This is a genomic window from Pseudomonas migulae, assembly GCF_043225285.1.
GTDB classification, from domain to species: Bacteria; Pseudomonadota; Gammaproteobacteria; order Pseudomonadales; family Pseudomonadaceae; genus Aquipseudomonas; species Aquipseudomonas migulae_C.
The window spans coordinates 4,048,044-4,074,961 of record NZ_CP171224.1 but is presented as its reverse complement, the minus strand read 5'-3'; the positions used below and the strand labels follow the sequence as shown (position 1 = coordinate 4,074,961).

At 59.5% G+C, this 26,918-nt stretch carries 24 protein-coding genes; 1 reads left to right on the top strand and 23 read right to left on the bottom strand.

Annotated elements, in window-relative coordinates; all coding sequences use genetic code 11:
* Positions 1 to 41: 41 nt before the first annotated feature.
* From rpoS to ACF6ZU_RS18560, 8 genes are all read right to left on the bottom strand, one after another.
* Positions 42 to 1,049: an RNA polymerase sigma factor RpoS gene (gene rpoS, locus ACF6ZU_RS18595; RefSeq protein WP_008154012.1), complete on the bottom strand. Its 1,008-nt coding sequence runs from the start codon at positions 1,047 to 1,049 to the stop codon at positions 42 to 44.
* 105 nt (positions 1,050 to 1,154) lie between these two features.
* A complete protein-coding gene (locus ACF6ZU_RS18590; protein ID WP_392885804.1) occupies positions 1,155 to 2,012 on the bottom strand; it encodes a peptidoglycan DD-metalloendopeptidase family protein in 858 nt (285 codons plus the stop codon).
* A 211-nt stretch (positions 2,013 to 2,223) separates the two neighbouring features.
* Complete coding sequence (locus ACF6ZU_RS18585) at positions 2,224 to 2,859, bottom strand: protein-L-isoaspartate(D-aspartate) O-methyltransferase (RefSeq protein WP_371049381.1); 636 nt, start codon at positions 2,857 to 2,859, stop codon at positions 2,224 to 2,226.
* A gap of 38 nt (positions 2,860 to 2,897) precedes the next feature.
* Positions 2,898 to 3,647: a 5'/3'-nucleotidase SurE gene (gene surE, locus ACF6ZU_RS18580; RefSeq protein WP_392885802.1), complete on the bottom strand. Its 750-nt coding sequence runs from the start codon at positions 3,645 to 3,647 to the stop codon at positions 2,898 to 2,900.
* The gene (gene truD / locus ACF6ZU_RS18575; RefSeq protein WP_392885800.1) at positions 3,635 to 4,693 is read right to left on the bottom strand and encodes a tRNA pseudouridine(13) synthase TruD; all 1,059 of its coding nucleotides are present in this window, start codon (positions 4,691 to 4,693) and stop codon (positions 3,635 to 3,637) included. The genes surE and truD overlap by 13 nt, the downstream gene beginning before the upstream one ends.
* Complete coding sequence (gene ispF / locus ACF6ZU_RS18570) at positions 4,690 to 5,163, bottom strand: 2-C-methyl-D-erythritol 2,4-cyclodiphosphate synthase (RefSeq protein WP_008029005.1); 474 nt, start codon at positions 5,161 to 5,163, stop codon at positions 4,690 to 4,692. The genes truD and ispF overlap by 4 nt, the downstream gene beginning before the upstream one ends.
* 43 nt (positions 5,164 to 5,206) lie before the next feature.
* Positions 5,207 to 6,052, bottom strand: coding sequence for an S-formylglutathione hydrolase (gene fghA / locus ACF6ZU_RS18565; protein ID WP_392885797.1), 846 nt, complete (start codon positions 6,050 to 6,052; stop codon positions 5,207 to 5,209).
* 8 nt (positions 6,053 to 6,060) lie between these two features.
* A complete protein-coding gene (locus ACF6ZU_RS18560) occupies positions 6,061 to 7,173 on the bottom strand; it encodes an S-(hydroxymethyl)glutathione dehydrogenase/class III alcohol dehydrogenase (protein ID WP_392885795.1) in 1,113 nt (370 codons plus the stop codon).
* Between the two features lie 107 nt (positions 7,174 to 7,280).
* Here ACF6ZU_RS18560 and ACF6ZU_RS18555 point away from each other — a divergent pair, with 107 nt between their 5' ends.
* The gene (locus ACF6ZU_RS18555) at positions 7,281 to 8,177 is read left to right on the top strand and encodes a LysR substrate-binding domain-containing protein (protein WP_392885794.1); all 897 of its coding nucleotides are present in this window, start codon (positions 7,281 to 7,283) and stop codon (positions 8,175 to 8,177) included.
* Positions 8,178 to 8,319: 142 nt separating this feature from the next.
* Here ACF6ZU_RS18555 and ispD read toward each other — a convergent pair whose 3' ends face one another.
* The 15 genes from ispD to bamA all read right to left on the bottom strand — a co-directional run bounded on the left by ispD (position 8,320) and on the right by bamA (position 26,897).
* Positions 8,320 to 9,027: a 2-C-methyl-D-erythritol 4-phosphate cytidylyltransferase gene (gene ispD, locus ACF6ZU_RS18550; protein WP_392885792.1), complete on the bottom strand. Its 708-nt coding sequence runs from the start codon at positions 9,025 to 9,027 to the stop codon at positions 8,320 to 8,322.
* Positions 9,024 to 9,302 (bottom strand): cell division protein FtsB, encoded by a 279-nt coding sequence (gene ftsB, locus ACF6ZU_RS18545; protein ID WP_008028992.1) that lies wholly within the window; start codon positions 9,300 to 9,302, stop codon positions 9,024 to 9,026. Before ftsB ends, ispD begins: the two co-directional genes overlap by 4 nt.
* Positions 9,303 to 9,472: 170 nt before the next feature.
* A complete protein-coding gene (gene eno, locus ACF6ZU_RS18540; RefSeq protein WP_392885791.1) occupies positions 9,473 to 10,762 on the bottom strand; it encodes a phosphopyruvate hydratase in 1,290 nt (429 codons plus the stop codon).
* Positions 10,763 to 10,918: 156 nt separating this feature from the next.
* Positions 10,919 to 11,764: a 3-deoxy-8-phosphooctulonate synthase gene (kdsA, locus tag ACF6ZU_RS18535; RefSeq protein ID WP_008028990.1), complete on the bottom strand. Its 846-nt coding sequence runs from the start codon at positions 11,762 to 11,764 to the stop codon at positions 10,919 to 10,921.
* A 5-nt stretch (positions 11,765 to 11,769) separates the two neighbouring features.
* Positions 11,770 to 13,401 (bottom strand): CTP synthase, encoded by a 1,632-nt coding sequence (locus tag ACF6ZU_RS18530; protein ID WP_056720956.1) that lies wholly within the window; start codon positions 13,399 to 13,401, stop codon positions 11,770 to 11,772.
* 274 nt (positions 13,402 to 13,675) lie between these two features.
* Entirely contained in the window at positions 13,676 to 15,004 is a 1,329-nt protein-coding gene (tilS, locus tag ACF6ZU_RS18525) for a tRNA lysidine(34) synthetase TilS (protein ID WP_392885790.1), read from the bottom strand.
* 133 nt (positions 15,005 to 15,137) lie between these two features.
* Positions 15,138 to 16,085 carry an acetyl-CoA carboxylase carboxyltransferase subunit alpha gene (locus ACF6ZU_RS18520; protein ID WP_392885788.1) on the bottom strand — a complete coding sequence of 316 codons (948 nt, stop codon included), beginning with the start codon at positions 16,083 to 16,085 and terminating at the stop codon, positions 15,138 to 15,140.
* A gap of 140 nt (positions 16,086 to 16,225) precedes the next feature.
* Positions 16,226 to 19,747 (bottom strand): DNA polymerase III subunit alpha, encoded by a 3,522-nt coding sequence (gene dnaE / locus ACF6ZU_RS18515; protein ID WP_392885787.1) that lies wholly within the window; start codon positions 19,745 to 19,747, stop codon positions 16,226 to 16,228.
* Positions 19,748 to 19,823: 76 nt separating this feature from the next.
* Entirely contained in the window at positions 19,824 to 20,462 is a 639-nt protein-coding gene (gene rnhB / locus ACF6ZU_RS18510) for a ribonuclease HII (RefSeq protein WP_253401962.1), read from the bottom strand.
* The gene (gene lpxB, locus ACF6ZU_RS18505; protein WP_392885786.1) at positions 20,459 to 21,589 is read right to left on the bottom strand and encodes a lipid-A-disaccharide synthase; all 1,131 of its coding nucleotides are present in this window, start codon (positions 21,587 to 21,589) and stop codon (positions 20,459 to 20,461) included. The genes rnhB and lpxB overlap by 4 nt, the downstream gene beginning before the upstream one ends.
* A gap of 2 nt (positions 21,590 to 21,591) precedes the next feature.
* Positions 21,592 to 22,368 (bottom strand): acyl-ACP--UDP-N-acetylglucosamine O-acyltransferase, encoded by a 777-nt coding sequence (lpxA, locus tag ACF6ZU_RS18500; protein WP_392885784.1) that lies wholly within the window; start codon positions 22,366 to 22,368, stop codon positions 21,592 to 21,594.
* The gene (fabZ, locus tag ACF6ZU_RS18495; protein ID WP_008028982.1) at positions 22,365 to 22,805 is read right to left on the bottom strand and encodes a 3-hydroxyacyl-ACP dehydratase FabZ; all 441 of its coding nucleotides are present in this window, start codon (positions 22,803 to 22,805) and stop codon (positions 22,365 to 22,367) included. Before fabZ ends, lpxA begins: the two co-directional genes overlap by 4 nt.
* Before the next feature lie 108 nt (positions 22,806 to 22,913).
* The gene (gene lpxD, locus ACF6ZU_RS18490; protein ID WP_392885783.1) at positions 22,914 to 23,969 is read right to left on the bottom strand and encodes a UDP-3-O-(3-hydroxymyristoyl)glucosamine N-acyltransferase; all 1,056 of its coding nucleotides are present in this window, start codon (positions 23,967 to 23,969) and stop codon (positions 22,914 to 22,916) included.
* Positions 23,970 to 23,972: 3 nt separating this feature from the next.
* Complete coding sequence (locus ACF6ZU_RS18485) at positions 23,973 to 24,476, bottom strand: OmpH family outer membrane protein (protein WP_008028980.1); 504 nt, start codon at positions 24,474 to 24,476, stop codon at positions 23,973 to 23,975.
* A 45-nt stretch (positions 24,477 to 24,521) separates the two neighbouring features.
* Positions 24,522 to 26,897 carry an outer membrane protein assembly factor BamA gene (bamA, locus tag ACF6ZU_RS18480; RefSeq protein WP_392885781.1) on the bottom strand — a complete coding sequence of 792 codons (2,376 nt, stop codon included), beginning with the start codon at positions 26,895 to 26,897 and terminating at the stop codon, positions 24,522 to 24,524.
* Positions 26,898 to 26,918: the final 21 nt, after the last annotated feature.

Genomic DNA, 26,918 nt, shown 5'->3' with positions numbered 1-26,918 from the left:
CGAACCAGTCGGGGCTTTTTGATGTGGCTCAAGCAGTTTTCTTATTGAAACAGCGACTCGCTCGACAGGCCGTTCTTCTCCAGGATCTCCCGAAGACGCTTCAAGCCTTCCACCTGGATCTGCCTGACGCGTTCGCGGGTCAGACCGATTTCCAGGCCCACATCTTCCAGCGTGCTGCTCTCATGGCCGCGCAGGCCGAAGCGGCGTATCACCACCTCGCGCTGCTTGTCGGTCAGTTCCGAGAGCCATTGATCGATGCTCTGGGACAGGTCATCGTCCTGCAACAGTTCGCATGGATCGGTTGGGCGGTCATCAGTAAGGGTGTCCAGCAGGGTTTTATCCGAATCCGGACCCAGCGAGACGTCGACCGAAGAAACCCGCTCGTTCAAACCAAGCATGCGCTTGACCTCTCCTACCGGTTTTTCCAGCAGGTTGGCGATTTCTTCGGGTGAGGGTTCGTGATCGAGCTTTTGCGTCAGCTCCCGTGCAGCCCGCAGGTACACATTGAGCTCTTTGACCACATGGATCGGCAACCGGATGGTCCGGGTCTGATTCATGATTGCGCGCTCGATGGTCTGACGAATCCACCAGGTTGCATAGGTCGAAAAGCGGAAGCCACGTTCAGGGTCGAACTTTTCCACTGCCCGGATCAGCCCGAGGTTGCCCTCTTCGATCAGGTCCAGTAGCGACAAGCCACGATTGACGTAGCGCCGGGCGATTTTCACCACCAGCCGCAGGTTGCTTTCAATCATGCGTTTGCGCCCGGCCGGATCCCCACTTTGCGACAGGCGCGCAAAATGAACTTCTTCTTCGGGAGACAGCAGAGGGGAAAAGCCGATTTCATTGAGGTACAGCTGCGTGGCGTCAAGTGCACGCGTGTAGTCGATGTACTTGTGTTGCTTTAACGATGCGGAGTGTTTGGATTTGGCACGAACGGAAGGTGGAGCCGCCCCTTCATCATTCGACATCGAATCCGTACCGATGCCGGTCTCCATCAGGAGAACCTCATCGTCGATGTCAAACTCCGGCACTTCTTTACTGAGAGCCATTGTTATAGTCCTTTGGTGAGTTCGACCTCAAGCTCAAGCGGCGCCTTTATCCTTGGCAACGCTGGAGCCTGTCCCCTCTACGTGACGGAACAGGCTGGTAACAAATCAACGACGGGGCAGGAACTGCAGCGGATCTACAGGTTTACCTTGTCGGCGAATCTCAAAATGCAGCTTCACCCGGTCTGTACCCGTTGACCCCATTTCGGCAATTGTCTGTCCGACCTTGACCTGCTGCCCCTCCCGAACCAACAGCCTGCGGTTATGTCCGTAGGCACTGACGTAGGTGTCGCTGTGTTTGATGATGACCAATTCGCCGTAGCCCCTTAAGCCACTCCCGGCGTATACCACCGTCCCATCAGACGCAGCTAAAACAGGCTGTCCCAAATCTCCGGCGATATCAATTCCTTTATTCAAACTACCGTTTGAAGAGAATTTTCCAATCAAGATGCCATTAGAAGGCCACCCCCAGCCGGTCGGGGCCGGGCCTGCGGGCGGCATTGGAGCCGGTGCTGGCTTGTTGGCGACGGACGGTGCAACCACCGTTGTCGTCGTAGTTGCGCCATTCGGCTGGCGCCGGATTACCGTGGTTTTACTCGACGAAGAAGGTGCCGTTTCGGCCGGACTGACCACCGCCGTCGGCGTTGAACCGGTGCGACCGTCAAAGCGAATTGTCTGACCCGGATGTATCGTGTAAGGCGTAGGAATGTTGTTGCGTGCCGCGAGGGCTTTGTAGTCCCAGCCGTAGCGAAAAGCGATCGAGAACAGGGTGTCTTTCGGTCGAACCACGTACTGACCCGTGGTCACTGCCGGACGCTGGGCCACGGCATTGTTGCGATCGACGACGCGCACGTCGCTCGATTTGTTGCTGGAACAACCGACCAGCAAGGTGCTCAAGACAAGGCCAGTCACCAGGCGCTGAAAGCTCGTTATACCCATACGCTGCGCAATGACTGTGAGACTCACCCGCCGCTCCCTTTGTGGTGGCTGAAGATTTGAATTGCCGTGCTTCGGCATGAAGTGTCGCAAGTATAACGGGCCGTGCAGGCTTTACCTTTAATGAAGCGAGATGGCTTCGCGCACACGTTTGCTGTCTGACGATGAATCCCGTTTAACTCATCGACGCCGCTGTAAGACAGAGGCAATCGAAGAGAATTCAGCGCGCTTGAACAAATGCTCAGGCCAGTGGCCCGTTGAGCAATGGAACGAAGCGCACCGCCCCCAGAACACGCCTGGAAAAGCCGTGTTCTTCACGGATGATCAACATCAATTGCTGAACCTCGCCAGACCCGACCGGTATGACCAGTCGCCCTCCCGGCGCCAACTGATCGAGCAACGCCTGGGGGACATCGGTCGCCACCGCCGTGACGATAATACCGTTGTACGGCGCCAGTGCAGGCCAGCCCTCCCAACCATCGCCCCAGCGAAACACCACGTTGCGCAGGTTAAGGTCGAGCAGGCGTTCCTTGGCCCGGTCCTGCAAGACCTTGATGCGTTCGACGGAAAACACCCGCTCGACCAGCTGCGACAGGATCGCGGTCTGGTAACCGGAGCCGGTGCCGATTTCCATCACCTTGTCCAGCGGGCCAGCCTCCAGCAGCAGCTCGCTCATGCGGGCGACCATGTAAGGCTGGGAGATCGTCTGGTTATTGCCGATCGGCAACGCGGTGTCTTCGTAGGCACGGTGCGCCAGCGCTTCGTCGACAAACAGGTGGCGCGGCGTACGGCGAATCACTTCCAGCACCTTGGCGTTGGAAATGCCCTCCTCATACAACCGCTGGATCAGGCGCTCGCGCGTTCGTTGCGAGGTCATGCCGATGCCGCGATGCGTCGGGTCTTGTTCACGGGCCATCAGCGCAGTCCCTCCAGCCAGCCATCGAGGCTTCGGAAGGCATCATTGAAGGTGCGATCCAGCTGCAACGGCGTGATGGATACATAGCCTTGCATCACCGCATGGAAATCGGTACCCGGCCCGCCGTCTTCGGCATCCCCGGCGGCGGCGATCCAGTAACCGGACTTGCCCCGCGGGTCGACCACCTTCGTCGGTGCCGCCGCGCGGGCGCGATGGCCGAGGCGAGTCAGTTGGATGCCGCGGATGTGGTCCAGGGGCAAATTCGGGATGTTCACGTTCAGTACCGTGCGCGGTGGCAGGTCCAGGTCGGCGTGAGCTTCTACCAGTTTGCGCGCGTAGTAAGCGGCTGTGGGAAGGTTCTCGACCTGACGTGAGACCAACGAAAAGGCAAACGAAGGACGTTGCAGGAAACGCCCTTCAAGCGCGGCGGCCACGGTGCCGGAATACAACACATCGTCACCCAGGTTGGCGCCCAGGTTGATACCGGAAACCACCATGTCCGGTTCGCGCTCCAGCAAGCCGTTGAGGCCCAGGTGCACGCAATCCGTCGGTGTGCCATTGAGGCTGATGAAGCCGTTGGCCAAAGTCTGTGGGTGCAACGGACGGTCGAGCGTCAGCGAACTGCTGGCGCCGCTTTTGTCCTGGTCCGGGGCGATAACCACGCACTCGGTGTAATCCGCCAGCGCAGCATAAAGCGCGGCGAGACCGGGTGCGGTTACCCCATCGTCGTTAGAAATCAGAATACGCATGGGCTGTCCGTCTGCCCCACCGGCACCAGATCGACGAGTTCACGCACCAATACGGTGGCGAAGCATCCGGCCGGCAGGACGAATTCCAGTTGCAGAATGTCAGGCTCGGGATAATGCCACGTCAACCCACCAATGGGCAGCCGCAGGATGCGACGTTCGTGGCTCATACCGGCGTTAATCAACCAATCGCGCAAGTCCGCTTCGCGCGCAGCGATTGCCTGCTCCAGTTCATGGACAGCCCCCGCCGCCGGCGAGTCACCTTCACCCCACTGCGGACCTGTCGGGTGCAGGTCGAGAATGGCCAGTCGCGGGTCGCTGCACTCGGCCTCACCGGCCGGGAAAAAACTGCGGCTGTCGGTAAACGCCAGCAGATCGCCGACCTGCGCTTGCTGCCAGGTGCCATCGGCGACGCGCGCCGCCAGCACCTGGTTGAACAGAAAACTGCGAGCGGTCGAGAGCAAGCGCGAACGCACGTTGCGCTGCTCCGGCAATGCCTTGCGCGCGGCCCAGCCACGGGCGTCGACCACGTTGCCACCGTCAAAGCCGAAACGCTGGGCGCCGAAATAATTGGGGATGCCTTGTTTGGCGATCAATTGCAGGCGCGCTTCGATCGCGCCCTTGTCGCCGGTGAACTGAGTCAGGCGCAAGGTGAAACCGTTGGCCGAGTGCGCGCCGCGTTGCAGCTTGCGCTTGTGCCGACCGGTCTTGAGGATTTTCAGGGTGTCGTTTTCCGCCGCCGCCAGATCAGGATCGGCCTTGCCCGGCAGTTGCACGCTGAACCACTGGCGCGTCAACGCCTGGCGATCCTTGAGCCCCGCGTAACTGACGGTACGCAATGGCACGCCCGCGGCCTTGGCGATTCGCCGCGCCGCTTCCTCGGTGTTCAAGCCACGCTTTTCCACCCAGATCCACAGGTGCTCGCCATCACCGCTGAGCGGGATATTGAGGACTTCATCGACCTGAAAGTCTTCCGCCGTGGCTTTCAGTACGGCGGTGCCGAGGGCATCACCGTAAGCCCGCGGGCCAAGCAATTGCAGTTCGTTCATGCGCGCAGCAACAAGGCAACGGAGTGCACGGCAATGCCTTCTTCGCGACCGACAAAGCCAAGCTTCTCGGTGGTGGTAGCTTTCACGTTCACTTGATCCAACTCAACTTGAAGATCCGCGGCAATCAGCGCGCGCATCGATTCGATATGCGGGGCCATTTTCGGCGCCTGGGCGACGATGGTGTTATCGACGTTGCCGACTTTCCAGCCTTTGGCGTGGACCAGTGCGACGACGTGACGCAACAGCACACGGCTGTCGGCGCCCTTGAAGGTCGGGTCGGTGTCCGGGAAGTGTTTGCCGATATCACCCAGCGCAGCGGCGCCGAGCAAGGCATCGCTCAAGGCGTGCAGCAGGACGTCACCGTCGGAGTGAGCGAGCAGCCCGAAGCCGTGTGCAATGCGCACGCCGCCCAGAGTAATGAAATCGCCTTCAGCGAAACGGTGCACATCATAGCCGTGGCCAATACGCATAAAAAAACGCCCCGATTTTTGTCAGGGCGTGATTCTACCTGCATTAGGCGCCTAGAGCGCGCCCGTGATGCTGCAAGTGGTCGTCGATGAAACTGGCGATGAAGAAATAGCTGTGGTCGTAGCCCGGTTGCATGCGCAACGTCAGCGGATGACCGGCCAGTTTGGCCGCCTGTTGCAAGGCTTCAGGCTTGAGCTGGGTGGCCAGGAAATCGTCGCGATCCCCCTGGTCGACCAGCAACGGCAGCTTCTCGTCGGCTTCGGCGATCAGGACGCAAGCGTCCCATTCACGCCATTTCGAACGGTCTTCGCCCAGGTAACGGGAAAAGGCTTTCTGGCCCCACGGGCAATCCATCGGATTGTTGATCGGCGAGAACGCCGACACCGACAGATAGCGTCCCGGATTGCGCAAGGCGCAGACCAGCGCACCGTGGCCGCCCATGGAGTGACCGCTGATGCCGCGCTTGTCCGACGCCGGGAAATGGGCTTCGACCAATGCCGGCAATTCCTGCACGACATAGTCATGCATCCGATAGTGGCGCGACCAGGGTTCCTGCGTGGCATTTAGATAAAACCCGGCACCGAGGCCGAAATCCCAGGCGCCGTCCGGATCACCCGGCACATCGGGGCCGCGCGGGCTGGTGTCCGGCGCAACGATGATCAACCCCAGCTCGGCGGCCATGCGCATGGCACCGGCCTTTTGCATGAAGTTCTCGTCGGTGCAGGTCAGGCCGGACAACCAGTACAGCACCGGCAGTTTGCCGCCCTGCTCCGCTTGCGGCGGCAGGTACACGGCGAACACCATGTCGCAACCGAGCACTTCGGAACGGTGCCGGTAGCGTTTGTGCCAGCCACCGAAACTCTTCTGGCAGGAGATATTTTCCAGGCTCATGACCGACCTCAGAAATGGATGACGGAACGGATGCTTTTTCCTTCATGCATCAGGTCGAAAGCCTTGTTGATGTCTTCCAGGCCCATGGTGTGGGTAATGAAGGTGTCCAGCGGGATCTCGCCGGTCTCGGCCATTTCGACATAGCTCGGCAACTCGGTACGACCGCGCACGCCACCGAACGCCGAACCGCGCCAGACGCGACCGGTGACCAACTGGAACGGACGGGTAGCGATTTCCTGGCCGGCACCGGCAACGCCGATGATGACCGACTCGCCCCAGCCTTTGTGGCAGCACTCAAGTGCGGCGCGCATCAAGTGGACGTTGCCGATGCACTCGAAGGAAAAGTCGACGCCACCATCGGTCATATCAACGATGATTTCCTGGATCGGACGGTCGAAGTCTTTCGGGTTGACGCAGTCGGTTGCACCCAGTTGCTTGGCAATTTCGAATTTGGCCGGGTTGATGTCGATGGCGATGATGCGTCCAGCCTTGGCTTTTGCCGCGCCGATGATCGCCGACAGGCCAATGCCACCGAGACCGAAAATGGCCACGGTATCACCGGGTTTCACCTTGGCGGTATTGAGCACCGCACCGATGCCGGTGGTGACACCGCAGCCCAGCAGGCAGACTTTTTCCAGGGGAGCTTCTTTAGGAATCTTGGCGACGGAGATCTCCGGCAACACGGTGTACTCGGAGAACGTCGAGGTGCCCATGTAGTGGAAAATCGGCTGGCCCTTGTAGGAAAAACGCGTGGTGCCATCCGGCATCAGGCCTTTGCCCTGAGTGGCGCGAATCGCCTGACACAGGTTGGTCTTGCCCGACAGGCAGAATTTGCACTGACGGCATTCCGGGGTGTACAGCGGAATCACATGATCGCCAACCGCGACGGAGGTCACGCCCTCGCCGATCGCTTCGACCACCGCGCCACCTTCGTGACCGAGGATCGACGGGAAGATGCCTTCCGGATCAGCACCCGACAGGGTGTACGCATCGGTATGGCAGACACCGGAAGCAACCACACGCAACAAAACTTCACCGGCCTTGGGCATGGCGACATCGACTTCAACGATTTCGAGGGGTTTCTTGGCCTCGAAGGCAACGGCAGCGCGCGACTTGATCATGTGGATTCTCCAGTGAATAAAAACGAGACAAGGAGTGTAATACAGCGCCTAACGATGAATAATCGGGACAAAAGAAAAACATTATTGCTACACAGGGATAATCGTTCATGTCCGAAAACCGCTGGGAAGGAATCGACGAGTTCGTCGCCGTGGCTGAGTGCAGCCAGTTTACGGCGGCGGCGGAACGTCTTGGGGTGTCTTCCTCCCACATCAGTCGGCAAATCGTACGCCTCGAAGAGCGCCTTCAGACGCGTCTGCTCTATCGCAGTACGCGCCGCGTCACGCTGACCGAGGCCGGTCAAACTTTTTTGCAGCATTGCCAGCGTCTGCAGGATGGCCGGGAAGAGGCACTGCGTGCAGTGGGCGACCTGACCAGCGAGCCCAAAGGCATGCTGCGCATGACCTGCGCCGTGGCCTACGGCGAGCGTTTCATCGTGCCGCTCGTGACGCGGTTCATGGGGCTCTATCCGCAATTGCGTATTGATATCGAGTTGAGCAACCGCCAACTCGACCTTGTTCACGAAGGCCTGGACCTGGCGATCCGCCTCGGTCGACTTCAGGACTCGCGGCTGGTAGCCGCGCGACTCGCCCCACGGCGTATGTATTTATGCGCATCTCCGTCCTACCTCGAACGGTATGGTCGCCCTCATAGCTTGTCGGAATTGAGCCGCCACAATTGCCTCATCGGTAGTTCGGACCTCTGGCAACTGGAACAGAACGGGCGGGAGTTTTCCCAGCGGGTGCAGGGAAACTGGCGCTGCAACAGTGGGCAGGCGGTGCTGGATGCTGCGGTACAGGGCGTCGGGCTGTGTCAGCTGCCGGATTACTACGTGCTGGAGCATCTGAAAAGCGGCGCTTTGATTTCGCTGCTTGAAGCGCATCAGCCGCCCAACACGGCGGTGTGGGCGCTTTATCCACAGCAACGGCATTTGTCGCCGAAGGTGCGCAAGCTGGTGGATTATTTGAAGGAAGGGTTGGCCGAGCGGCCGGAGTATCGAAGTTGAGTTATGTGTGGTCTGCCCGGCCGCTATCGCGAGCAGGCTCGCTCCCACACTTGATCTGTGGCGAACGCTGAAAACGTGAGCAATGCAAAACACTGTAGGAGTGAGCCTGCTCGCGATAGCGGTTGATGAGACAACGAACAACTCAGCGGCGATTAGCCCAACGCTGACGCAGCCATTCAAGATCCTCAGGGCGAGTGACCTTAAGGTTGTCGGATCGACCTTCAATCAGCCGCGGCGCCAAACCTGCCCACTCCATGGCCGAAGCTTCATCAGTCACTAAAGCATCCGCCACCAGACTGTCCGCCAACGCCCGATGCAACGCGCCAAGGCGAAACATCTGCGGCGTATAGGCTTGCCAGATCACGCTGCGGTCCACGGTTTCAACCACACGACCATTTTTATCGACGCGCTTGAGGGTATCGCGTGCCGGCACCGCCAGCAGCCCGCCGACCGGATCGTCAGCAAGCTCACTCAGCAACTTGTCCAGATCATCCCGGCTCAGATTGGGCCGCGCCGCATCGTGGACCAACACCCAATCCTCATCGCCAGCACCCAGCGCATGCAAATGCAGCAAGGCATTGAGCACCGACCCGGAACGCTCGGAGCCGCCGTCAACGCGTTGAATACGTGAATCGCAAGCGCACGCCAGATTGGGCCAATAAGGATCATCGACAGCAAGACTGACCACCAGCCCCTTCAGGGAAGGATGATCAAGGAAACAGCCGAGGCTGTGTTCGAGAATAGTGCGCCCGCCCAGTTGCAAGTATTGCTTGGGACGGTCCGCGGCCATACGGGCACCGACGCCCGCGGCAGGAATCACGGCCCAGAAGGCCGGTAACGGGGAATTCATTGCGCCAACTGGTAAAGGGTTTCACCGTCCTTGACCATGCCCAGCTCATGGCGAGCCCGCTCTTCAACGGTCTCCATGCCTTTTTTCAGTTCACTGACTTCGGCGTCCATGACCCGATTGCGTTCCAGCAAGCCTTCGTTCTCTGCGTGTTGATCCGCGATCTGCTGAGTCAGCTCGGCCACTTGCGCCAGACTGCCATTACCCACCCACAGGCGGTATTGCAGGCCAGCCAGCAACAAGAGCAAGACGAGGAACAACCAATTGGGACTGCGCATCGAATATCGGGTATCCAGTGAAAAAAGACAGCCAAACCAAAACATGAAGCGACTGATAGCACGAAGCCTGGAAAATCCAGGCTTGTGCTTATAAGGCATCAGATTAGTGGCAAAAACGTCGCCGTAGCGATTTTTCCGACACAATCCGCTGTCTTTTTACCAGCAATCAATCAACCGCGGAATTCGCTGCGGCCGTTGTATTTGGCTTTACCGTTCAACTGCTCTTCGATACGCAGCAGTTGGTTGTACTTGGAGACGCGATCGGAACGGCACAGGGAGCCGGTCTTGATCTGGCCAGCCGAAGTGCCCACGGCCAGGTCGGCAATGGTCGAATCTTCGGTTTCGCCGGAGCGGTGCGAGATCACGGCGGTGTAACCGGCGGCCTTGGCCATCTGGATGGCTTCCAGGGTTTCGGTCAGGGTGCCGATCTGGTTGAACTTGATCAGGATCGAGTTGGCGATCTTTTTATCGATGCCTTCTTTCAGGATCTTGGTGTTGGTCACGAACAGGTCGTCGCCTACCAGCTGGGTCTTCTCGCCGATCTTGTCGGTGAGGATTTTCCAGCCAGCCCAGTCGGACTCGTCCAGGCCATCTTCGATGGAGATGATCGGGTAACGCTCGGTCAGGCCTTTCAGGTAATCGGCGAAACCTTCAGCGGTGAACACCTGGCCTTCGCCGGACAGGTTGTACTTGCCGTCTTCGTAGAACTCGCTGGCCGCGCAGTCCAGTGCCAGGGTCACGTCGGTGCCCAGCTTGTAACCGGCGTTGGCCACGGCTTCGGAGATCACTTTCAAAGCGTCTTCGTTGGAAGCCAGGTTCGGTGCGAAACCACCTTCGTCACCGACGGCAGTGCTCAGGCCACGGGCCTTCAGCACAGCTTTGAGGTGATGGAAAATCTCGGTGCCCATGCGCAGACCTTCCGAGAAAGACTTGGCGCCAACCGGCTGAACCATGAATTCCTGGATGTCGACGTTGTTATCGGCGTGCTCGCCACCGTTGATGATGTTCATCATCGGAACCGGCATCGAGTAAACACCCGGGGTGCCGTTCAGGTTGGCGATGTGAGCGTACAGCGGCAGGTCCTGGTCCTGGGCTGCTGCCTTGGCCGCGGCCAGGGAAACGGCGAGGATTGCGTTGGCGCCCAGGGAGCCTTTGTTTTCAGTGCCGTCGAGCTTGATCATCGCCAGATCCAGCGCTTTCTGGTCGCTTGGGTCTGCACCTTTCAACAGGTCGCGGATCGGACCGTTGATGTTGGCGACGGCTTTCAGAACGCCCTTGCCCAGGTAACGGCTCTTGTCGCCATCACGCAGCTCGAGCGCTTCACGCGAGCCAGTGGAAGCACCGGACGGCGCGCAAGCGCTGCCGATGATGCCGTTATCGAGAAGCACGTCCGCTTCCACGGTGGGGTTGCCACGGGAGTCGAGAACTTCACGACCTTTGATGTCGACGATTTTTGCCATTGTTGTAAACACTCCAAAGTTGACGAAAACGACGCAGCTGAAGGAAATCTTTTATCGCCGGCAAGAGGTGTGCAGCGGGCAGACTTGCGGGCGACAAGGCTCAGGCCCGAGGGCCTGAGCAACAAATCGTGCGGTACTTTACCGGAGAAATGAGGATTACGCGGTTTCTACCGTCGGAAAACTCTTCACCAGTTCGTCCAAAGCTTTGAGCTGGGCCAGGAATGGCTCCAGTTTGTCCAGACGCAAGGCGCAAGGGCCGTCGCATTTGGCGTTGTCCGGGTCCGGGTGGGCTTCGAGGAACAGACCGGCCAGCGACTGGCTGATCCCGGCTTTCGCCAGGTCGAGCACCTGGGCACGACGACCGCCGGCAGAATCGGCACGACCACCAGGCATTTGCAGCGCGTGGGTCACGTCGAAGAACACCGGGTATTCGAACTGCTTCATGATGCCGAAGCCGAGCATGTCGACCACCAGGTTGTTGTAGCCGAAGCTCGAACCGCGTTCGCAGAGGATCAACTGATCATTACCGGCTTCTACGCACTTGTTCAGGATGTGTTTCATTTCCTGAGGCGCGAGGAACTGGGCTTTCTTGATGTTGATCACCGCACCGGTCTTGGCCATCGCGACCACGAGGTCGGTCTGGCGCGACAGGAAGGCCGGCAGCTGGATGATGTCGCAGACTTCAGCGACGACCGCGGCCTGCTCAGGCTCGTGGACGTCGGTGATGATCGGCACGCCGAAGGCTTGCTTGATGTCCTGGAAAATCCGCATCCCTTCTTCCAGGCCGGGGCCCCGGTAAGAGGTCACGGAAGAACGGTTGGCCTTGTCGAAGCTGGCCTTGAACACGTAAGGGATACCGAGTTTCTCGGTGACCTTGACGTACTCTTCGCAGACCTGCATCGCCATGTCGCGGCTTTCCAGCACGTTCATGCCACCGAACAGCACCATTGGCTTGTCGTTGGCAATCTCGATATCGCCTACGCGGATGATCTTCTGCGCCATAAGGTTCAAGCCTTCTTCTGGTGTTGAGCCAAAGCTGCTTTGACGAAACCGCTGAACAACGGGTGACCGTCGCGTGGCGTCGAGGTGAACTCAGGGTGGAACTGGCAAGCGACGAACCATGGATGATCCGGTGCTTCGACCACTTCAACCAGCGCGCCATCGCCGGAACGACCGGAGATTTTCAGGCCGGCTTCCATGATTTGCGGCAGCAGGTTGTTGTTCACTTCGTAGCGATGACGGTGACGCTCGACGATCACGTCCTTGCCGTAGCAACCGTGAACCAGGGAACCCGGTTCCAGCAGGCAATCCTGCGCGCCGAGACGCATGGTGCCGCCCAGATCGGAGGTTTCGGTACGGGTTTCGACCGCGCCAGTGGCGTCTTCCCACTCGGTGATCAGGCCCACGACCGGATGACCGCTGGCACGATCGAACTCGGTGGAGTTGGCGTCTTTCCAGCCCATGACGTTACGAGCGAACTCGATGACCGCCACTTGCATGCCCAGACAGATGCCCAGGTACGGAACCTTGTTTTCGCGAGCGTACTGGACGGCGGTGATCTTGCCTTCCACGCCGCGCAGACCGAAGCCGCCCGGAACGAGGATCGCGTCGACGCCTTCCAGCAGCGCAGTGCCCTGGTTTTCGATGTCTTCGGAATCGATGTAGCGCAGGTTGACCTTGGTGCGGTTGCTGATGCCGGCGTGACTCATCGCTTCGATCAGCGACTTGTAGGCGTCCAGCAGTTCCATGTACTTGCCGACCATGGCGATGGTGACTTCGTGCTCAGGGTTGAGCTTGGCGTCAACCACGGCTTCCCACTCGGACAGATCGGCGCCGCCGCATTGCAGGCCGAAACGCTCGACCACAAAATCGTCCAGGCCTTGCGAATGCAGGATGCCCGGGATCTTGTAGATGGTGTCGGCGTCTTCCAGCGCGATCACCGCACGTTCTTCAACGTTGGTGAATTGCGCGATCTTGCGACGGGAGGAAATGTCGATCGGGTGATCGGAGCGGCATACCAGCACGTCTGGTTGCAGGCCGATGGAACGCAGTTCCTTGACCGAGTGCTGGGTAGGCTTGGTTTTGGTTTCGCCGGCAGTGGCGATGTACGGCACCAGCGTCAGGTGCATCAGCATTGCGCGCTTGGCGCCGACTTCGAAACGCAACTGGCGGATGGCTTCGAGGAACGGTTGGGATTCGATGTCACCCACGGTGCCACCGATCTCGACCATCGCCACGTCGGCATCGCCGGCGCCCTTGATGATCCGGCGCTTGATTTCGTCGGTGATGTGCGGAATGACCTGGATGGTTGCGCCCAGGTAATCACCACGGCGCTCTTTGCGCAGCACGTGTTCGTAGACGCGGCCAGTGGTGAAGTTGTTGTTCTGGGTCATGGTCGTGCGGATGAACCGCTCGTAGTGACCCAGGTCCAGGTCGGTCTCGGCGCCGTCGTGGGTGACGAACACTTCACCGTGCTGGAACGGGCTCATGGTGCCCGGATCGACGTTGATGTACGGATCCAGTTTCAGCATGGTGACCTTAAGTCCCCGCGCCTCCAGGATGGCCGCCAATGAAGCCGATGCAATGCCTTTCCCCAAAGAAGAAACAACACCGCCCGTGACGAATATGTAGCGCGTCATGAAAAACCCTAGAAGTCTGCGTTAAAGCGGTCCGAGCCGCCGGGGAAAGCGAAGGAAGGCCGAAGCCCCCGATCACCTGCATTAATCACAGTGCACCTTTCAAAAAAACCGCCGCGTTGGGACAGACCGGGAGATGAAACACCGGTACGTTGCTCGCTACACATTTTTTGGAATCGCCCAGCAAAGACTGCTTGGTAATCGGCAACTCCTGCAATTCAGGCGAATCCACAGAAGTTGTATCAAGAAGGGAGCGTAGTCTACCGGAAAGCCCCTTTCAGCTCAAACCTTGATCTTCGCCCGGTGGCTGCCAATGCAAATGCCAGCCATCCTGCACACTGCCGTCCAACCCCCGCAGGTTCGCCACGGCCAGCAATTGCTCGCCCCGAAACAGCAGCGGCAATCTGCCACGGACGAAGCCCGGAACCCCGCGTTCATTGAGCAAACGCTTCAAGTCCCGATGACCGCGATCAGGCAGATGCATGACCTCACCTCCCTCACGATAGCGGATATGCAGCGGACCATCGGGCGTTTGGCCGCAGAGTGTCAGCACGCCGTTATCCGGCAAGGAAAACGATATCGACGGATCGGCCCAGTTCCCGGCGGGCGGTGGCGTACGCAACCAACGGCCCGACAGCCACCAGATCCGCCCGCCAGCCCGATGCAACTCGCCGTCCGCCAATCGCCAGACCGGACGGGCATCGCCGGTGGCATCACGCAAATCCTCCCAACCCGACCAATGGTCGCTGTCCGGCAGCCGCGTATACGCAGCGAGCCAGTGACTCAGCGCATTTCGCTGGCGGGCGGCAGACAGCTCGGTCAGTGCCGCCAGCTCAAGGGACGGCACTCCCAGCCAATCGAATTCACTCTCCGTGCGGGCATGCGCCAGATCGATGTGCGCCAGCTCATCGAGCAAACCCTGCGCGTCGCTCAAGTGTGCGGCGCTGCGGGCCATGGTCGCAACGGCTTGGGGCCAACGCTCGGTGATGACCGGCAACACCTGATGACGCAGGTAATTGCGCGAGAACTGCCGATCCTCGTTCGAAGGGTCTTCGATCCAGCACAATTGATGTGCCTGCGCATAAGCCTCCAGTTCTGCCCGCGTGACATCGAGCAAGGGCCGCAGCAGATGCCCTCTGCCCAATGCCCGATCCCGCGGCATCGCCGACAACCCTCTCACCCCTGCCCCGCGCAGCAGCCGGAACAACAGGGTTTCCGCCTGATCGTCGCGGTGCTGGGCGGTCAGCAGCACTTCATTGGCCTGGGTAGCGTCACTGAACGCGCCATACCGTGCATCACGGGCGGCACGTTCAAGACTGGCGCCGGGCTCGACCTGGACGCGAACGACCTGTAGCGGTACACCCAGCGCATCGCAGACGGACTGGCAGTGTTCCGGCCACGCGTCAGCCGCCTCTTGAAGGCCGTGATGAATGTGGATGGCGTTGAGGGCTGGCAGGGTTTGGGTTTTTGCGAGGTGGGCGAGGAGGTGCAGCAGGACGGTGGAGTCGAGGCCGCCGGAGAAAGCGATGTGCCATTTCGCAGCATTGCGCCACGGGGCAAGAGCCAGCAGAAGCCGGGAAGGCAAATCAAGCGCGGGCCGATCCATATCTTTCCCTTCGCACAAATCAAATGTGGGAGCGAGACTGCTCGCGATTGCGGTCGAACAGCCAACCGATTAGTTGAATGTTAAACCGTCATCGCGAGCAGGCTCGCTCCCACAGGGGTATTGCGCGCCTGGCTTAGAGACCGTAGCTCATCAGACGCTCGTAACGACGCTTCAACAGCGCTTCGTTATCGAACTTCTTCAGCATCGCCAGTTGCGAGCTCAGCTCTGCACGGATCGATGCAGCGGCCGCGGCTGGATCACGATGAGCGCCGCCCAAAGGCTCGCCAATCACTTTATCCACGATACCCAGGCCTTTCAGACGCTCGGCGGTGATGCCCATGGCTTCTGCGGCATCCGGCGCCTTCTCGGCGGTTTTCCACAGAATCGATGCGCAACCTTCCGGCGAAATCACCGCGTAGGTCGAGTACTGCAGCATGTTCAACTGATCGCACACGCCGATGGCCAGCGCACCGCCGGAACCACCTTCACCGATCACGGTGGCGATGATCGGGGTTTTCAGACGGGCCATGACGCGCAGGTTCCAGGCAATCGCTTCGCTCTGGTTGCGCTCTTCGGCGTCGATGCCAGGGTATGCGCCCGGGGTATCGATGAAGGTCAGGATCGGCATCTTGAAACGTTCGGCCATTTCCATCAGGCGGCACGCCTTGCGGTAGCCCTCCGGGCGCGGCATGCCGAAGTTGCGGCGAACCTTCTCGCGCACTTCACGGCCTTTCTGGTGACCGATGATCATCACCGGCTGATCATCCAGACGGGCAACGCCGCCCACGATGGCAGCGTCGTCGGAGAAGTGACGGTCGCCGTGGAGCTCGTCGAACTCGGTGAAGATGTGTTCGATGTAGTCCAGGGTGTACGGACGTTTCGGGTGACGCGCCAGGCGCGCGATCTGCCAGCTGGTCAGCTTGCCGAAGATGTCTTCGGTCAGCGTGCTGCTTTTGTCCTGCAGGCGGGAGATCTCATCGCCGATATTCAGCGAATTGTCATTACCGACCAAGCGCAACTCTTCGATCTTGGCTTGCAGGTCGGCGATCGGCTGTTCGAAATCTAGAAAATTCGGGTTCATAGGCGTCCGTCTTGGGTCGACGTCCAAGAGAGCTTGGGCCGGCCGGTTGTCTATTCGCGCCCTACCTTAAGGGACAGGCGCGTTCAGGTCGAGATTAAAAATTCAGGTCGAGATCAGGGCGTTCAGTTGGCACCTGACCGTCAACGGTATTGGAGGAAGACGTTGTCTCGCCCGAACTGGTCACGCAAGGCTTGAATCAACGCATCCGCCGGGTCGATTCGCCAGGTCTCGCCGAACTGCAGCAAGGCCTTCGCATCGGGGCTCGTGTACTCCATAGTGATCGGGCACGCGCCACGATGGCGTTTGAACAACTCACCCAGCCAGCGTAGCTGATCGCCTTTCAAATCCTTGGTTTGCAGCTTCAGGCGCAGGCTTTCGGCGAGGTTGGTGCGCGCGTCTTCCATGCTCATCACCCGCTTGACCCGCAGGCGCAGGCCGCCGGAGAAGTCGTCGTTGCTGACCTCGCCCTCGACCACCACCATCGCGTCGGTCTGCAACAGCGACTGCGCCGAGTGGAACGCATCGGCAAACAGCGAAGCTTCGATCCGGCCCGAGCGATCGTCAAGGGTGATGAACCCCATCTTGTCGCCCTTTTTGTTCTTCATCACCCGCAGCGCGATGATCATGCCCGCCACCGTCTGCGTATCCCGCGCCGGTTTCAGGTCGATGATGCGCTGACGGGCGAAACGACGGATTTCGCCTTCGTATTCGTCGATCGGGTGACCGGTCAGGTACAGGCCCAGGGTGTCTTTCTCCCCTTTCAGGCGCTCCTTCAGGGTCAGCTCTTTCGCCTTGCGGTGATTGGCATAGACGTCGGCGTCTTCCTCGACAAACAGCCCGCCAAACAGGTCGGCATGACCACTGTCGTGGGTCCGGGCGGTCTGCTCGGCGGCCTTGATCGCCCCTTCCATCGCGTTCAGCAAAACCGCGCGGTTCTGGTCGATGCTCGCTTGATAGGCTTTCGGTTCGTCATGGAAATACGGGCCCAGACGATCCAGCGCACCACTGCGGATCAAACCGTCGAGGGTGCGCTTGTTGATGCGCTTGAGGTCGACACGGGCGCAGAAATCGAACAGGTCCTTGAACGGCCCGTCCTGACGCGCTTCGGTAATCGCCTCGACCGGGCCTTCGCCCACACCCTTGATCGCGCCGAGGCCGTAAATGATGCGGCCTTCGTCGTTCACCGTGAACTTGAACTCCGAAGTATTCACATCCGGCGCGTCGAGACGCAGCTTCATGGTGCGAATTTCTTCGATCAAGGTCACGACCTTGTCGGTGTTGTGCATATCCGCCGACAGTACCGCGGCCATGAACGGTGCCGGGTAGTGCGTTTTCAGCCAGGCGGTCTGGTACGACACCAGGCCATAGGCGGCGGAGTGGGATTTGTTGAAACCGTAACCGGCGAATTTTTCCACCAGGTCGAAAATGTTACCGGCCAGGTCGGCGTCGATGTTGTTGGTCTTGCAACCCTCAATGAAACCGCCACGCTGCTTGGCCATTTCTTCAGGTTTTTTCTTACCCATCGCTCGACGCAGCATGTCCGCACCGCCGAGGGTGTAGCCGGCCATGACCTGGGCAATCTGCATCACCTGTTCCTGATACAGGATGATGCCGTAAGTCGGCGCCAGTACGGGCTTGAGGCCTTCGTACTGATAATCCGAGTGCGGGTAGGCCAGCTCGGCACGACCGTGCTTACGGTTGATGAAGTCGTCAACCATGCCCGATTGCAGTGGGCCCGGACGGAACAGGGCCACCAGTGCGATCAAGTCTTCCAGGCAGTCGGGCTTGAGCTTTTTGATCAGCTCTTTCATGCCCCGCGACTCAAGTTGGAACACCGCGGTGGTTTCCGCTTTTTGCAGCAGTGTGTAGGTCGGTTTGTCATCCAGCGGGATGAACGCGATGTCCAGCGGCGGCTCGTTGACCTTGGCGCGGTCGCGGTTGATGGTTTTCAGCGCCCAGTCGATGACCGTCAGGGTCCGCAGACCGAGGAAGTCGAACTTCACCAGACCGGCGGCTTCGACGTCGTCCTTGTCGAACTGGGTTACCAGGCCATCGCCGGCCTCGTCGCAATAGATCGGCGAGAAGTCGGTCAGTTTGGTCGGTGCGATCACCACACCACCGGCGTGCTTGCCGACGTTACGCACAACGCCTTCGAGCTTGCGCGCCATTTCCCAGATTTCCGCGGCTTCTTCATCGACCTTGATGAAGTCACGTAGGATTTCTTCCTGCTCGTAGGCTTTTTCCAGGGTCATGCCGACTTCGAACGGAATCATCTTCGACAGACGATCCGCCAGGCCGTAGGACTTGCCCTGCACCCGCGCCACGTCGCGGACCACAGCCTTGGCGGCCATGGAACCGAAAGTGATGATCTGGCTTACCGCGTTGCGGCCGTATTTCTCGGCCACGTAGTCGATCACCCGGTCACGACCGTCCATGCAGAAGTCGACGTCGAAGTCGGGCATCGAAACCCGTTCCGGGTTAAGGAAACGTTCGAACAGCAGGTCGTATTCCAGCGGGTCGAGGTCGGTGATCTTCTGTACGTAGGCCACCAGCGATCCGGCACCCGATCCACGACCAGGGCCTACCGGCACGCCGTTGCTCTTGGCCCACTGGATAAAGTCCATAACGATCAGGAAGTAACCGGGAAAACCCATCTGGATGATGATATCCAGCTCAAAATTCAACCGGTCGACGTAGACCTGGCGCTTGGCCTCATAGTCTTCGGTGGTGTCCTTGGGCAGCAGAACGGTCAAGCGCTCTTCCAGGCCATCGAAGGACACTTTGCGGAAATACTCGTCGATGGTCATGCCATCGGGAATCGGGAAGTTGGGCAGGAAGTGCGTGCCCAGCTTCACTTCGATGTTGCAGCGCTTGGCAATCTCGACGGTGTTTTCCAGCGCCTCGGGAATGTCGCTGAACAGCTCGGCCATTTCCTCGGCACTTTTGAGGTATTGCTGATCGCTGTAATTCTTCGACCGCCGCGGATCGTCGAGGGCGCGGCCCTCACCGATGCAGACGCGGGTTTCGTGGGCCGCGAAATCTTCCTGCTTGATGAAGCGTACGTCGTTGGTTGCCACCAGCGGCGCGCCGATTTTCTCGGCCAGGGCCACGGCGCCGTGCAGTTGTTCTTCATCGTTCGGGCGGTTGGTGCGCTGAATTTCCAGGTAGAACCGGTCCGGGAACACCGCCATCCATTCACGTGCCAGTTTTTCCGCTTCCGCCGGATTGCCGCTGAGCATGGCCAAGCCGATCTCGCCCTCTTTGGCCGCCGACAGCATGATCAAGCCTTCGCTGGCCTCGGCCACCCACTCGCGCTCGATGATGATCGAGCCATTGCGCTGGCCGTCGATGAAACCGCGGGAGATCAGCTCGGTCAGGTTGCGATAGCCGACCGCGTTCATCGCCAACAGGCTGATCCGGCTCAGGGCGTTGTCCGGGTCCTTGTTCGACAGCCACAGGTCGGCGCCGCAGATCGGCTTGATGCCTGCGCCCATGGAGGCTTTATAGAATTTGACCAGGGAACACATGTTGTTCTGGTCAGTGACCGCCACGGCGGGCATGTTCATGCCGACCAGGGTCTTGACCAGCGGTTTGATCCGCACCAGACCGTCGACCAGGGAGTATTCAGTGTGCAGGCGTAGATGAACGAATGAAGCCGGCATAGTGATCCTGTCTAGAAACGTGAAGACAACAAGGCCCGGATTGTACCGGGCCTTGGGAAAAACATCAGCCTCGCGACTAACTCTCGATGAGGCTTTCGCGGGCCTCATACGCCAGCCGCACTGGCGCGAACGAGCGGCGGTGAATCGGCGTCGGCCCAAGGCGAGCCAGCGCTTCCAGATGAACGGGTGTCGGGTAGCCCTTGTGGCCACCGATGCCATAACCCGGGTAAATCAGTTCGAAAGCGGCCATTTCGCGGTCGCGGCTGACCTTGGCCAGAATCGACGCGGCGGCGATGGCCGGGACCTTGCTGTCGCCCTTGACCACCGCTTCGGCGCGCATGGCCAGTTTCGGGCAGCGGTTACCGTCGATCATCGCCAGTTTCGGCTGAATGTGCAGGCCTTCGATCGCGCGCTGCATGGCCAGCATGGTGGCATGCAGGATGTTCAGCTCGTCGATTTCTTCGACTTCCGCACGCGCGATGCACCAGCTCAGGGCTTTTTCGCAGATTTCGTCGTAGAGCTTTTCGCGACGGGCTTCTGTGAGTTTTTTCGAGTCGTTGAGGCCGAGGATCGGGCGGTTCGGATCGAGGATCACCGCAGCCGTCACCACGGCACCGCAGAGCGGACCGCGACCGACTTCATCAACACCGGCGACCAATTCTTCGACTTCAGCGACCAAGGTGAAATCCAGCCCCATCTGTTGTGCTTTTGTCATTGTATTCCGCCGATCAGATTCAGTACCGCGTCCGCAGCCTGGTTGGAGGCATCCAGGCGCAAGGTCCGGTGAATTTCGTCGAAGCCTCGGGTCTGCTCCTCGCCCCCTTCGATCAGGGGCGACAGCGTCTGGGCCAGCGCTTCAACCGTCGCATCGTCCTGCAGCAACTCGGGCACCAAGAGGCGCTGGGCCAGCAAGTTCGGCAACGAGACGTAAGGGCTCTTGACCATGCGTTTGAGAATCCAGAACGTCAGCGGCGCCAAACGATAGGCGACGACCATCGGGCGCTTGTACAACAAGGCTTCGAGGGTCGCGGTACCGGAGGCGATCAACACCGCGTCGCAGGCGGCCAACGCCAGATGGGATTGGCCGTCGAGCAGGGTCAGCGGCAGATCGCGGCCGGCCAGCAGCTCTTCAAGCTGCGTGCGGCGCTGAGGGCTGGCGCAAGGAATAATGAAGCGCACGCCAGGGCGCATGGCGCGCAGACGTTCGGCGGTATCGAGGAACAGCGCGCCCAGGCGCCCGACTTCACCACCGCGACTGCCCGGCATCAGCGCGACCAACGGGCCGTCCGGCAAACCGAGCTCGGCGCGTGCTGCGTGACGATCTGCTTCGAGGGGGATCGCATCAGCCAGGGTGTGCCCGACAAACCGTACCGGCACGCCCTTCTCTTCATAGAACTTCGCTTCGAACGGGAACAGCGTCAGCATCAGGTCGCAGCCTTCGCGAATCTTCAGCACCCGCTTCTGCCGCCACGCCCACACCGACGGGCTGACGTAATGCACGGTCTTGATCCCGGCCTGACGCAGCTTGAGTTCGATATTGAGGTTGAAGTCCGGGGCATCGATGCCGATGAACACATCCGGCTTCGCGGCGATCAGGTCGGCGACCAGCTTCTTGCGGCGCTTGAGCAACTCTCGCAGCCGGCCCAGTACTTCCACCAGGCCCATGACCGAGAGGCGTTCCATCGGGAAATACGAGGTCAGGCCTTCAGCCTGCATCAAGGGCCCGCCGACACCGATGAACTCGACCGCCGGGTGCTGAGCCTTGAGCGCACGCATGAGACCGGCGCCCAGAATGTCACCGGAAGCCTCACCCGCCACCAGCGCGATACGCAGATTAGCCATGATTAACGGGTGATGCCGCGGGTCGAACACTGGATGGAGTCGCGGAACACGGCGACTTCCGGAAACTGCGCCGAAGGTTCGGCCAGTTCGGCGAGTGCCTGTTCAACCGTCAGGCCCTGGCGGTAAACCACCTTGTAGGCGCGACGCAGTGCGTGGATCGCATCCTCGCTGAAACCACGACGGCGCATGCCTTCGAAGTTCATGCTGCGCGCTTCGGCCGGGTTGCCGAAGACGGTGACGTACGCCGGAACGTCCTTGCCGATCGCGGTGCCCATGCCCGAAAAGCTGTGGGCGCCGATGTGGCAATACTGGTGGACCAGGGTAAAACCGGACAGGATCGCCCAGTCTTCAACATGCACATGGCCCGCCAGTGCGGTGTTGTTGACCAGGATGCAGTGATTGCCGATGACGCTGTCGTGGCCGATGTGGGCATAGGCCATGATCAGGTTGTGATCGCCCAGGGTCGTTTCCGAACGGTCCTGAATGGTCCCGCGATGAATCGTCACGCCTTCACGGATGACGTTATGGTCGCCGATGACCAGACGGGTTTCTTCACCCTTGTATTTCAGATCGGGCGTGTCCTCGCCTACCGAAGAAAACTGGTAGATGCGGTTGTGCTTACCGATTCGGGTCGGGCCTTTGAGGATCACATGCGGCCCGATCACTGTCCCCTCGCCGATTTCCACACCTGCGCCGACGATCGACCAAGGGCCGACCTCAACGCCGTCGGCCAGGATGGCCGTCGGATCGATGATTGCGCGAGGGTCAATCAAACTCATACTTTTTGTTCCGCACAGATGATCTCGGCCGAGCAGACCGGCTTGCCATCCACCGATGCCTGGCATTCAAACTTCCAGATCTTGCGTTTGCAGCTGATGAACGTGGCTTCGAGGATCAACTGGTCGCCTGGCTTGACCGGCTGGCGGAAGCGCAGTTTGTCGGAGCCGACGAAGTAGTACAGGGTGCCATCAGCCGGCTTGACGTCCAGCATCTTGAAACCAAGGATCCCGGCAGCCTGGGCCATCGCTTCGATGATCAGCACGCCCGGCATGATTGGATGCGCAGGGAAGTGGCCATTGAAGAACGGCTCGTTGATGCTGACATTCTTGTAGGCGCGAATGCGCTTGCCTTCCACATCCAGATCCACGACCCGGTCCACCAGCAGGAACGGGTAACGGTGAGGCAGGTATTCGCGAATCTCGTTGATGTCCATCATTTCGGGAGGAAGCCTATGTAAAGATTGGGAACGCGCGACTGACGCGCGCTCCTCTAGCAAATCAAGGAGGCAGTCTAGCGGCTGTGCACACTTGATATGGAAATGGTATCAGCCATCTGATGAAGCATTACCGTCAGGGGTCACTTCCCCGACGCGCTTTTCCAGCTGTCGCAGCCGTCGCGCGATGTCATCGAGCTGACGGATACGTGCCGCGCTTTTGCGCCATTCGGCAGCCGGTTGCATGGCCGTACCGGAAGAATAGGAACCCGGCTCGGTGATCGAGTGGGTCACCATGGTCATTCCGGTGATGAAAACCTTGTCGCAAATTTCGATATGACCCACCAGCCCAACGCCACCAGCGAGCATGCAATGCTTGCCGATCTTGGTGCTGCCGGAAATCCCCACGCACGCCGCCATGGCGGTGTGATCACCGATCTGGACGTTGTGGGCGATCTGAATCTGGTTGTCCAGCTTGACGCCATTGCCAATGATGGTATCGGCCAGTGCACCACGGTCGATGGCGGTGTTCACGCCGATCTCCACATCGTCACCGACCAGCACGCCACCGATCTGGGCAATTTTCTGCCAGACGCCTTTCTCGTTGGCAAAACCGAAACCTTCGCCACCCAGCACTGCACCGGATTGAATCACTACCCGCTTGCCGATGCGCACATCGTGATACAGCGTGACCTTCGGGGCCAGCCAGCCGCCCTCGCCAATCTCGCTACGGGCACCGATGAAGCAATGTGCACCAACGGTCACGCCGGCAGCAATCCGCGCGGCACTTTCAATCACGGCAAAGGCACCGATGCTCGCCGCCGGATCGACCACTGCATCTTCCGCCACCACCGCTGTCGGATGAATACCGGCAGCCGCCTTGGGCTTGGGGTCGAACAGATGGGAAATACGTGCGTAAGCCAGATACGGATCGGGCACGACCAGCGCATCACCGGAAAAACCTTCGGCGTCAGCAGCTTTGAGCAACAGGGCTGCGGCCCGGCTGTCGGCCAGGTATTTACGGTATTGAGGATTTGCCAGAAAGCTCAACTGAGCTGGGCCAGCCTCCTGCAAAGTGGCTAGCCCAGTAATTTCCTTCTCCGGGTCGCCACGCAGGGTGGCGCCGAGGAACTCGGCCAGCTGGCCGAGTTTTATGGTCGCTGTCATGGATTACTTCAGCTGATTCATGCGCTCGATAACCTGGCGAGTGATGTCGTACTGAGGCTTGACATCAATCACTGCGCCACGCTCGAAGACCAGGTCAAAAGCACCTTTCTTGATGACTTCTTCCACAGCGCTGTCCAGTTTCGGCTTGAGCTGCTTCAGCATTTCACGGTCAGCAACGGCTTTGGCTTCGTTCAGTTCCTTGGACTGGAACTGGAAATCGCGGGCCTTTTGCTTGAATTCCAGCTCCAGGCGTTCACGTTCGCCTTGCTGCATCTTGTCGCCGCCCGCCATCAGACGGTCCTGGATGCCCTTGGCGCTGCTTTCCAGCGTCTTGAGTTTGGTCAGTTGCGGACCGAACTTCTTCTCGGCATCCACAGCGTATTTCTTGGCCGCGTCGGATTCCAGCAGAGCCATCTGATAGTTCAGAACGGCAATTTTCATGTCGGCAAACGCCGGGCCTGCTACCAGTACGGTCGCCAGGAGAACCAATTGAGTCAACTTACGCACGATGCACTCCTACAAAATCCATTGTCGTTATCTTGGGTCAGACGCTTAGAACGTCTGGCCGAGGGAGAATTGGAACACTTGGGTTTCAGCCTCATCCGGTTTCTTGATCGGCATGGCCAACGCGAAACTCAGAGGACCCAGCGCGGTGACCCATGTCACACCTACACCGACAGAACTCGCCATGTTGCTCAGGCTGATGTCGTTGCACTTGGTGTTCGACGACGAGCCGTTTGCGTTGGTGGTGTCCTTGCACTGCGAGTCGAAAACGTTACCCACATCCCAGAATACCGAGGTACGCAGGGAGCGCTGATCCTTGACGAACGGCAGAGGGAACAGAACCTCCACACCACCCTGGATCAGGACGTTACCACCAAACGGCAGCGGATCCTGGTCCGGGTCAAGCGCCGTTCCCGGGTTGGTACCCCGGCTCGGCGTACTGCGTGGGCCCAAAGTGCTGTCCTTGAAGCCACGAACCGAGTTGAAACCACCAGCATAGTAGTTTTCATAGAACGGCAAGCCATCGGTCGAACCGTAACCATCGCCATAACCCAGTTCGGTATGCAGGCGCATGGTGTAGTTTTCGCTCAGCGGCTGGAACAACTGGCCACGGTAGTCGAGTTTGAAGAACGACAGGTCGCTGCCCGGCGTCGTGGTTTCCAGCACGAGGCTTTGGGAATGGCCACGGGTCGCCAGCACGCCTTTGTTCAGGGTCGACTCGGACCAACCGGCCGAAGCCTTGAAGTTCAGGTAGTTGTCGCCTTCCTTGTTAACGAAGTCGAAAATCTCGTCAACGGTGTACAGGCCAGTCTTGATCTTGTCCTGTTGCGCGGTCAGGCCGAAGGTCAGACGTGAGGTTTCGCTGATCGGGTAACCGACGCTTACACCCGCACCCAGGCTGTCTACCGCATAGCTGGCAACGTCGACGTCGAGGTCTTTGTAGTCAGTGGTGCGATAGAAAGCGTTGTAACCCAGGCTCACACCGTCAGCAGTCCAGTACGGGTCGACATAACCGAAGTTATAGCGGCTCTGGTATTCACTGCGGGTCAAGCCAATGCTGACCTTGTTACCGGTACCCAGGAAGTTGTTCTGGGTGATCGAGCCACCGAGGATCAGACCGGCGCTCTGTGCAAAGCCGACGCTGGCGGTGATCGAACCGGACGCTTGCTCTTCAACGCTGTAGTTCACGTCTACCTGGTCATCGACACCCGGAACGGCCGGGGTCTCGACGTTGACTTCCTTGAAGAAGCCCAGGCGCTCAAGACGGGTCTTGGACTGGTCGATCAGGTAGGTCGAAGCCCAGCCACCTTCCATCTGACGCATTTCACGGCGCAGCACTTCGTCTTCGGACTTGGTGTTGCCACGGAAGTTGATGCGGTTGACGTAGGCACGCTTGCCCGGATCAACGGCGAAGGTGATGTCTACGGTGTGGTCTTCATCATGAGGCTGAGGCACGCCGTTGACGTTGGCGAAGGTGTAGCCCTCGTTACCCAGACGACGGGTGATCAGTTCAGACGTGGTGGTCATCAGCTTGCGCGAGAACACCTGGCCTTTCTGCACCAGCAGCAACGACTTGACCTGGTCTTCAGGGACTTTCAGGTCACCGCTGAGCTTGACGTCACGAACGGTGTATTTCTCGCCTTCGTTGACGTTGACAGTGATGTAGACGTGTTTCTTGTCCGGGGTGATGGACACCTGGGTCGAAGCGATATCCATGTTGATATAGCCACGGTCCAGGTAGTAGGAACGCAGGCGCTCCAGGTCACCGGACAGCTTTTCACGAGCGTACTTGTCGTCGTTCTTGAAGAACGACAACCAGTTGGTGGTCTTCAGTTCGAACAGGTCGATCAGGTCTTCATCAGGGAAGACCGTGTTACCCACCACGTTGATGTGCTGGATAGCCGCGACGGTGCCTTCGTTGATGTTGACCTTCAGGCCGACACGGTTGCGCGGCTGCGGAACCACTTCGGTATCGACGGTCGCCGAGTAGCGGCCCTGCGCGACGTACTGGCGCTGCAGCTCGTTACGTACACCTTCGAGGGTGGCGCGCTGGAAGATCTCGCCTTCGGCCAGACCGGATTGCTTCAGGCCTTTCATCAGGTCTTCAGTGGAGATCGCCTTGTTGCCTTCGATCTCGATACTGGCGACTGACGGACGTTCGACTACCGTGATGACCAGGACGTTGCCATCGCGGCCCAGCTGGATATCTTGAAAGAACCCGGTTTTGAACAGCGCACGAGTGGATTCCACCAGGCGACGATCATCCGCCTGTTCACCGACGTTCAACGGCAAGGCACCAAAGACGCTACCCGCGGAGACCCGCTGGAGGCCATTGACGCGAATATCAGAGATAGTGAAGGACTCGGCGTGAACTTCGGCGATCATCAATACGGTGAGAACCGCAGTTAGCAGCAGACGTTTCATGAAGTCCTTTCTTATTCCAAC

Coding starts and splice junctions, on each gene's coding strand:
- rpoS (WP_008154012.1), bottom strand. CDS start 1,049: ATGGCTCTCAGTAAAGAAGTGCCGGAGTTTGACATCGACGATGAGGTT.
- ACF6ZU_RS18585 (WP_371049381.1), bottom strand. CDS start 2,859: ATGACCTCGCAACGAACGCGCGAGCGCCTGATCCAGCGGTTGTATGAG.
- surE (WP_392885802.1), bottom strand. CDS start 3,647: ATGCGTATTCTGATTTCTAACGACGATGGGGTAACCGCACCCGGTCTC.
- truD (WP_392885800.1), bottom strand. CDS start 4,693: ATGAACGAACTGCAATTGCTTGGCCCGCGGGCTTACGGTGATGCCCTC.
- ispF (WP_008029005.1), bottom strand. CDS start 5,163: ATGCGTATTGGCCACGGCTATGATGTGCACCGTTTCGCTGAAGGCGAT.
- fghA (WP_392885797.1), bottom strand. CDS start 6,052: ATGAGCCTGGAAAATATCTCCTGCCAGAAGAGTTTCGGTGGCTGGCAC.
- ACF6ZU_RS18560 (WP_392885795.1), bottom strand. CDS start 7,173: ATGATCAAGTCGCGCGCTGCCGTTGCCTTCGAGGCCAAGAAACCCCTC.
- ACF6ZU_RS18555 (WP_392885794.1), top strand. CDS start 7,281: ATGTCCGAAAACCGCTGGGAAGGAATCGACGAGTTCGTCGCCGTGGCT.
- ispD (WP_392885792.1), bottom strand. CDS start 9,027: ATGAATTCCCCGTTACCGGCCTTCTGGGCCGTGATTCCTGCCGCGGGC.
- ftsB (WP_008028992.1), bottom strand. CDS start 9,302: ATGCGCAGTCCCAATTGGTTGTTCCTCGTCTTGCTCTTGTTGCTGGCT.
- eno (WP_392885791.1), bottom strand. CDS start 10,762: ATGGCAAAAATCGTCGACATCAAAGGTCGTGAAGTTCTCGACTCCCGT.
- kdsA (WP_008028990.1), bottom strand. CDS start 11,764: ATGGCGCAGAAGATCATCCGCGTAGGCGATATCGAGATTGCCAACGAC.
- ACF6ZU_RS18530 (WP_056720956.1), bottom strand. CDS start 13,401: ATGACGCGCTACATATTCGTCACGGGCGGTGTTGTTTCTTCTTTGGGG.
- tilS (WP_392885790.1), bottom strand. CDS start 15,004: ATGGATCGGCCCGCGCTTGATTTGCCTTCCCGGCTTCTGCTGGCTCTT.
- ACF6ZU_RS18520 (WP_392885788.1), bottom strand. CDS start 16,085: ATGAACCCGAATTTTCTAGATTTCGAACAGCCGATCGCCGACCTGCAA.
- dnaE (WP_392885787.1), bottom strand. CDS start 19,747: ATGCCGGCTTCATTCGTTCATCTACGCCTGCACACTGAATACTCCCTG.
- rnhB (WP_253401962.1), bottom strand. CDS start 20,462: ATGACAAAAGCACAACAGATGGGGCTGGATTTCACCTTGGTCGCTGAA.
- lpxB (WP_392885786.1), bottom strand. CDS start 21,589: ATGGCTAATCTGCGTATCGCGCTGGTGGCGGGTGAGGCTTCCGGTGAC.
- lpxA (WP_392885784.1), bottom strand. CDS start 22,368: ATGAGTTTGATTGACCCTCGCGCAATCATCGATCCGACGGCCATCCTG.
- fabZ (WP_008028982.1), bottom strand. CDS start 22,805: ATGATGGACATCAACGAGATTCGCGAATACCTGCCTCACCGTTACCCG.
- lpxD (WP_392885783.1), bottom strand. CDS start 23,969: ATGACAGCGACCATAAAACTCGGCCAGCTGGCCGAGTTCCTCGGCGCC.
- bamA (WP_392885781.1), bottom strand. CDS start 26,897: ATGAAACGTCTGCTGCTAACTGCGGTTCTCACCGTATTGATGATCGCC.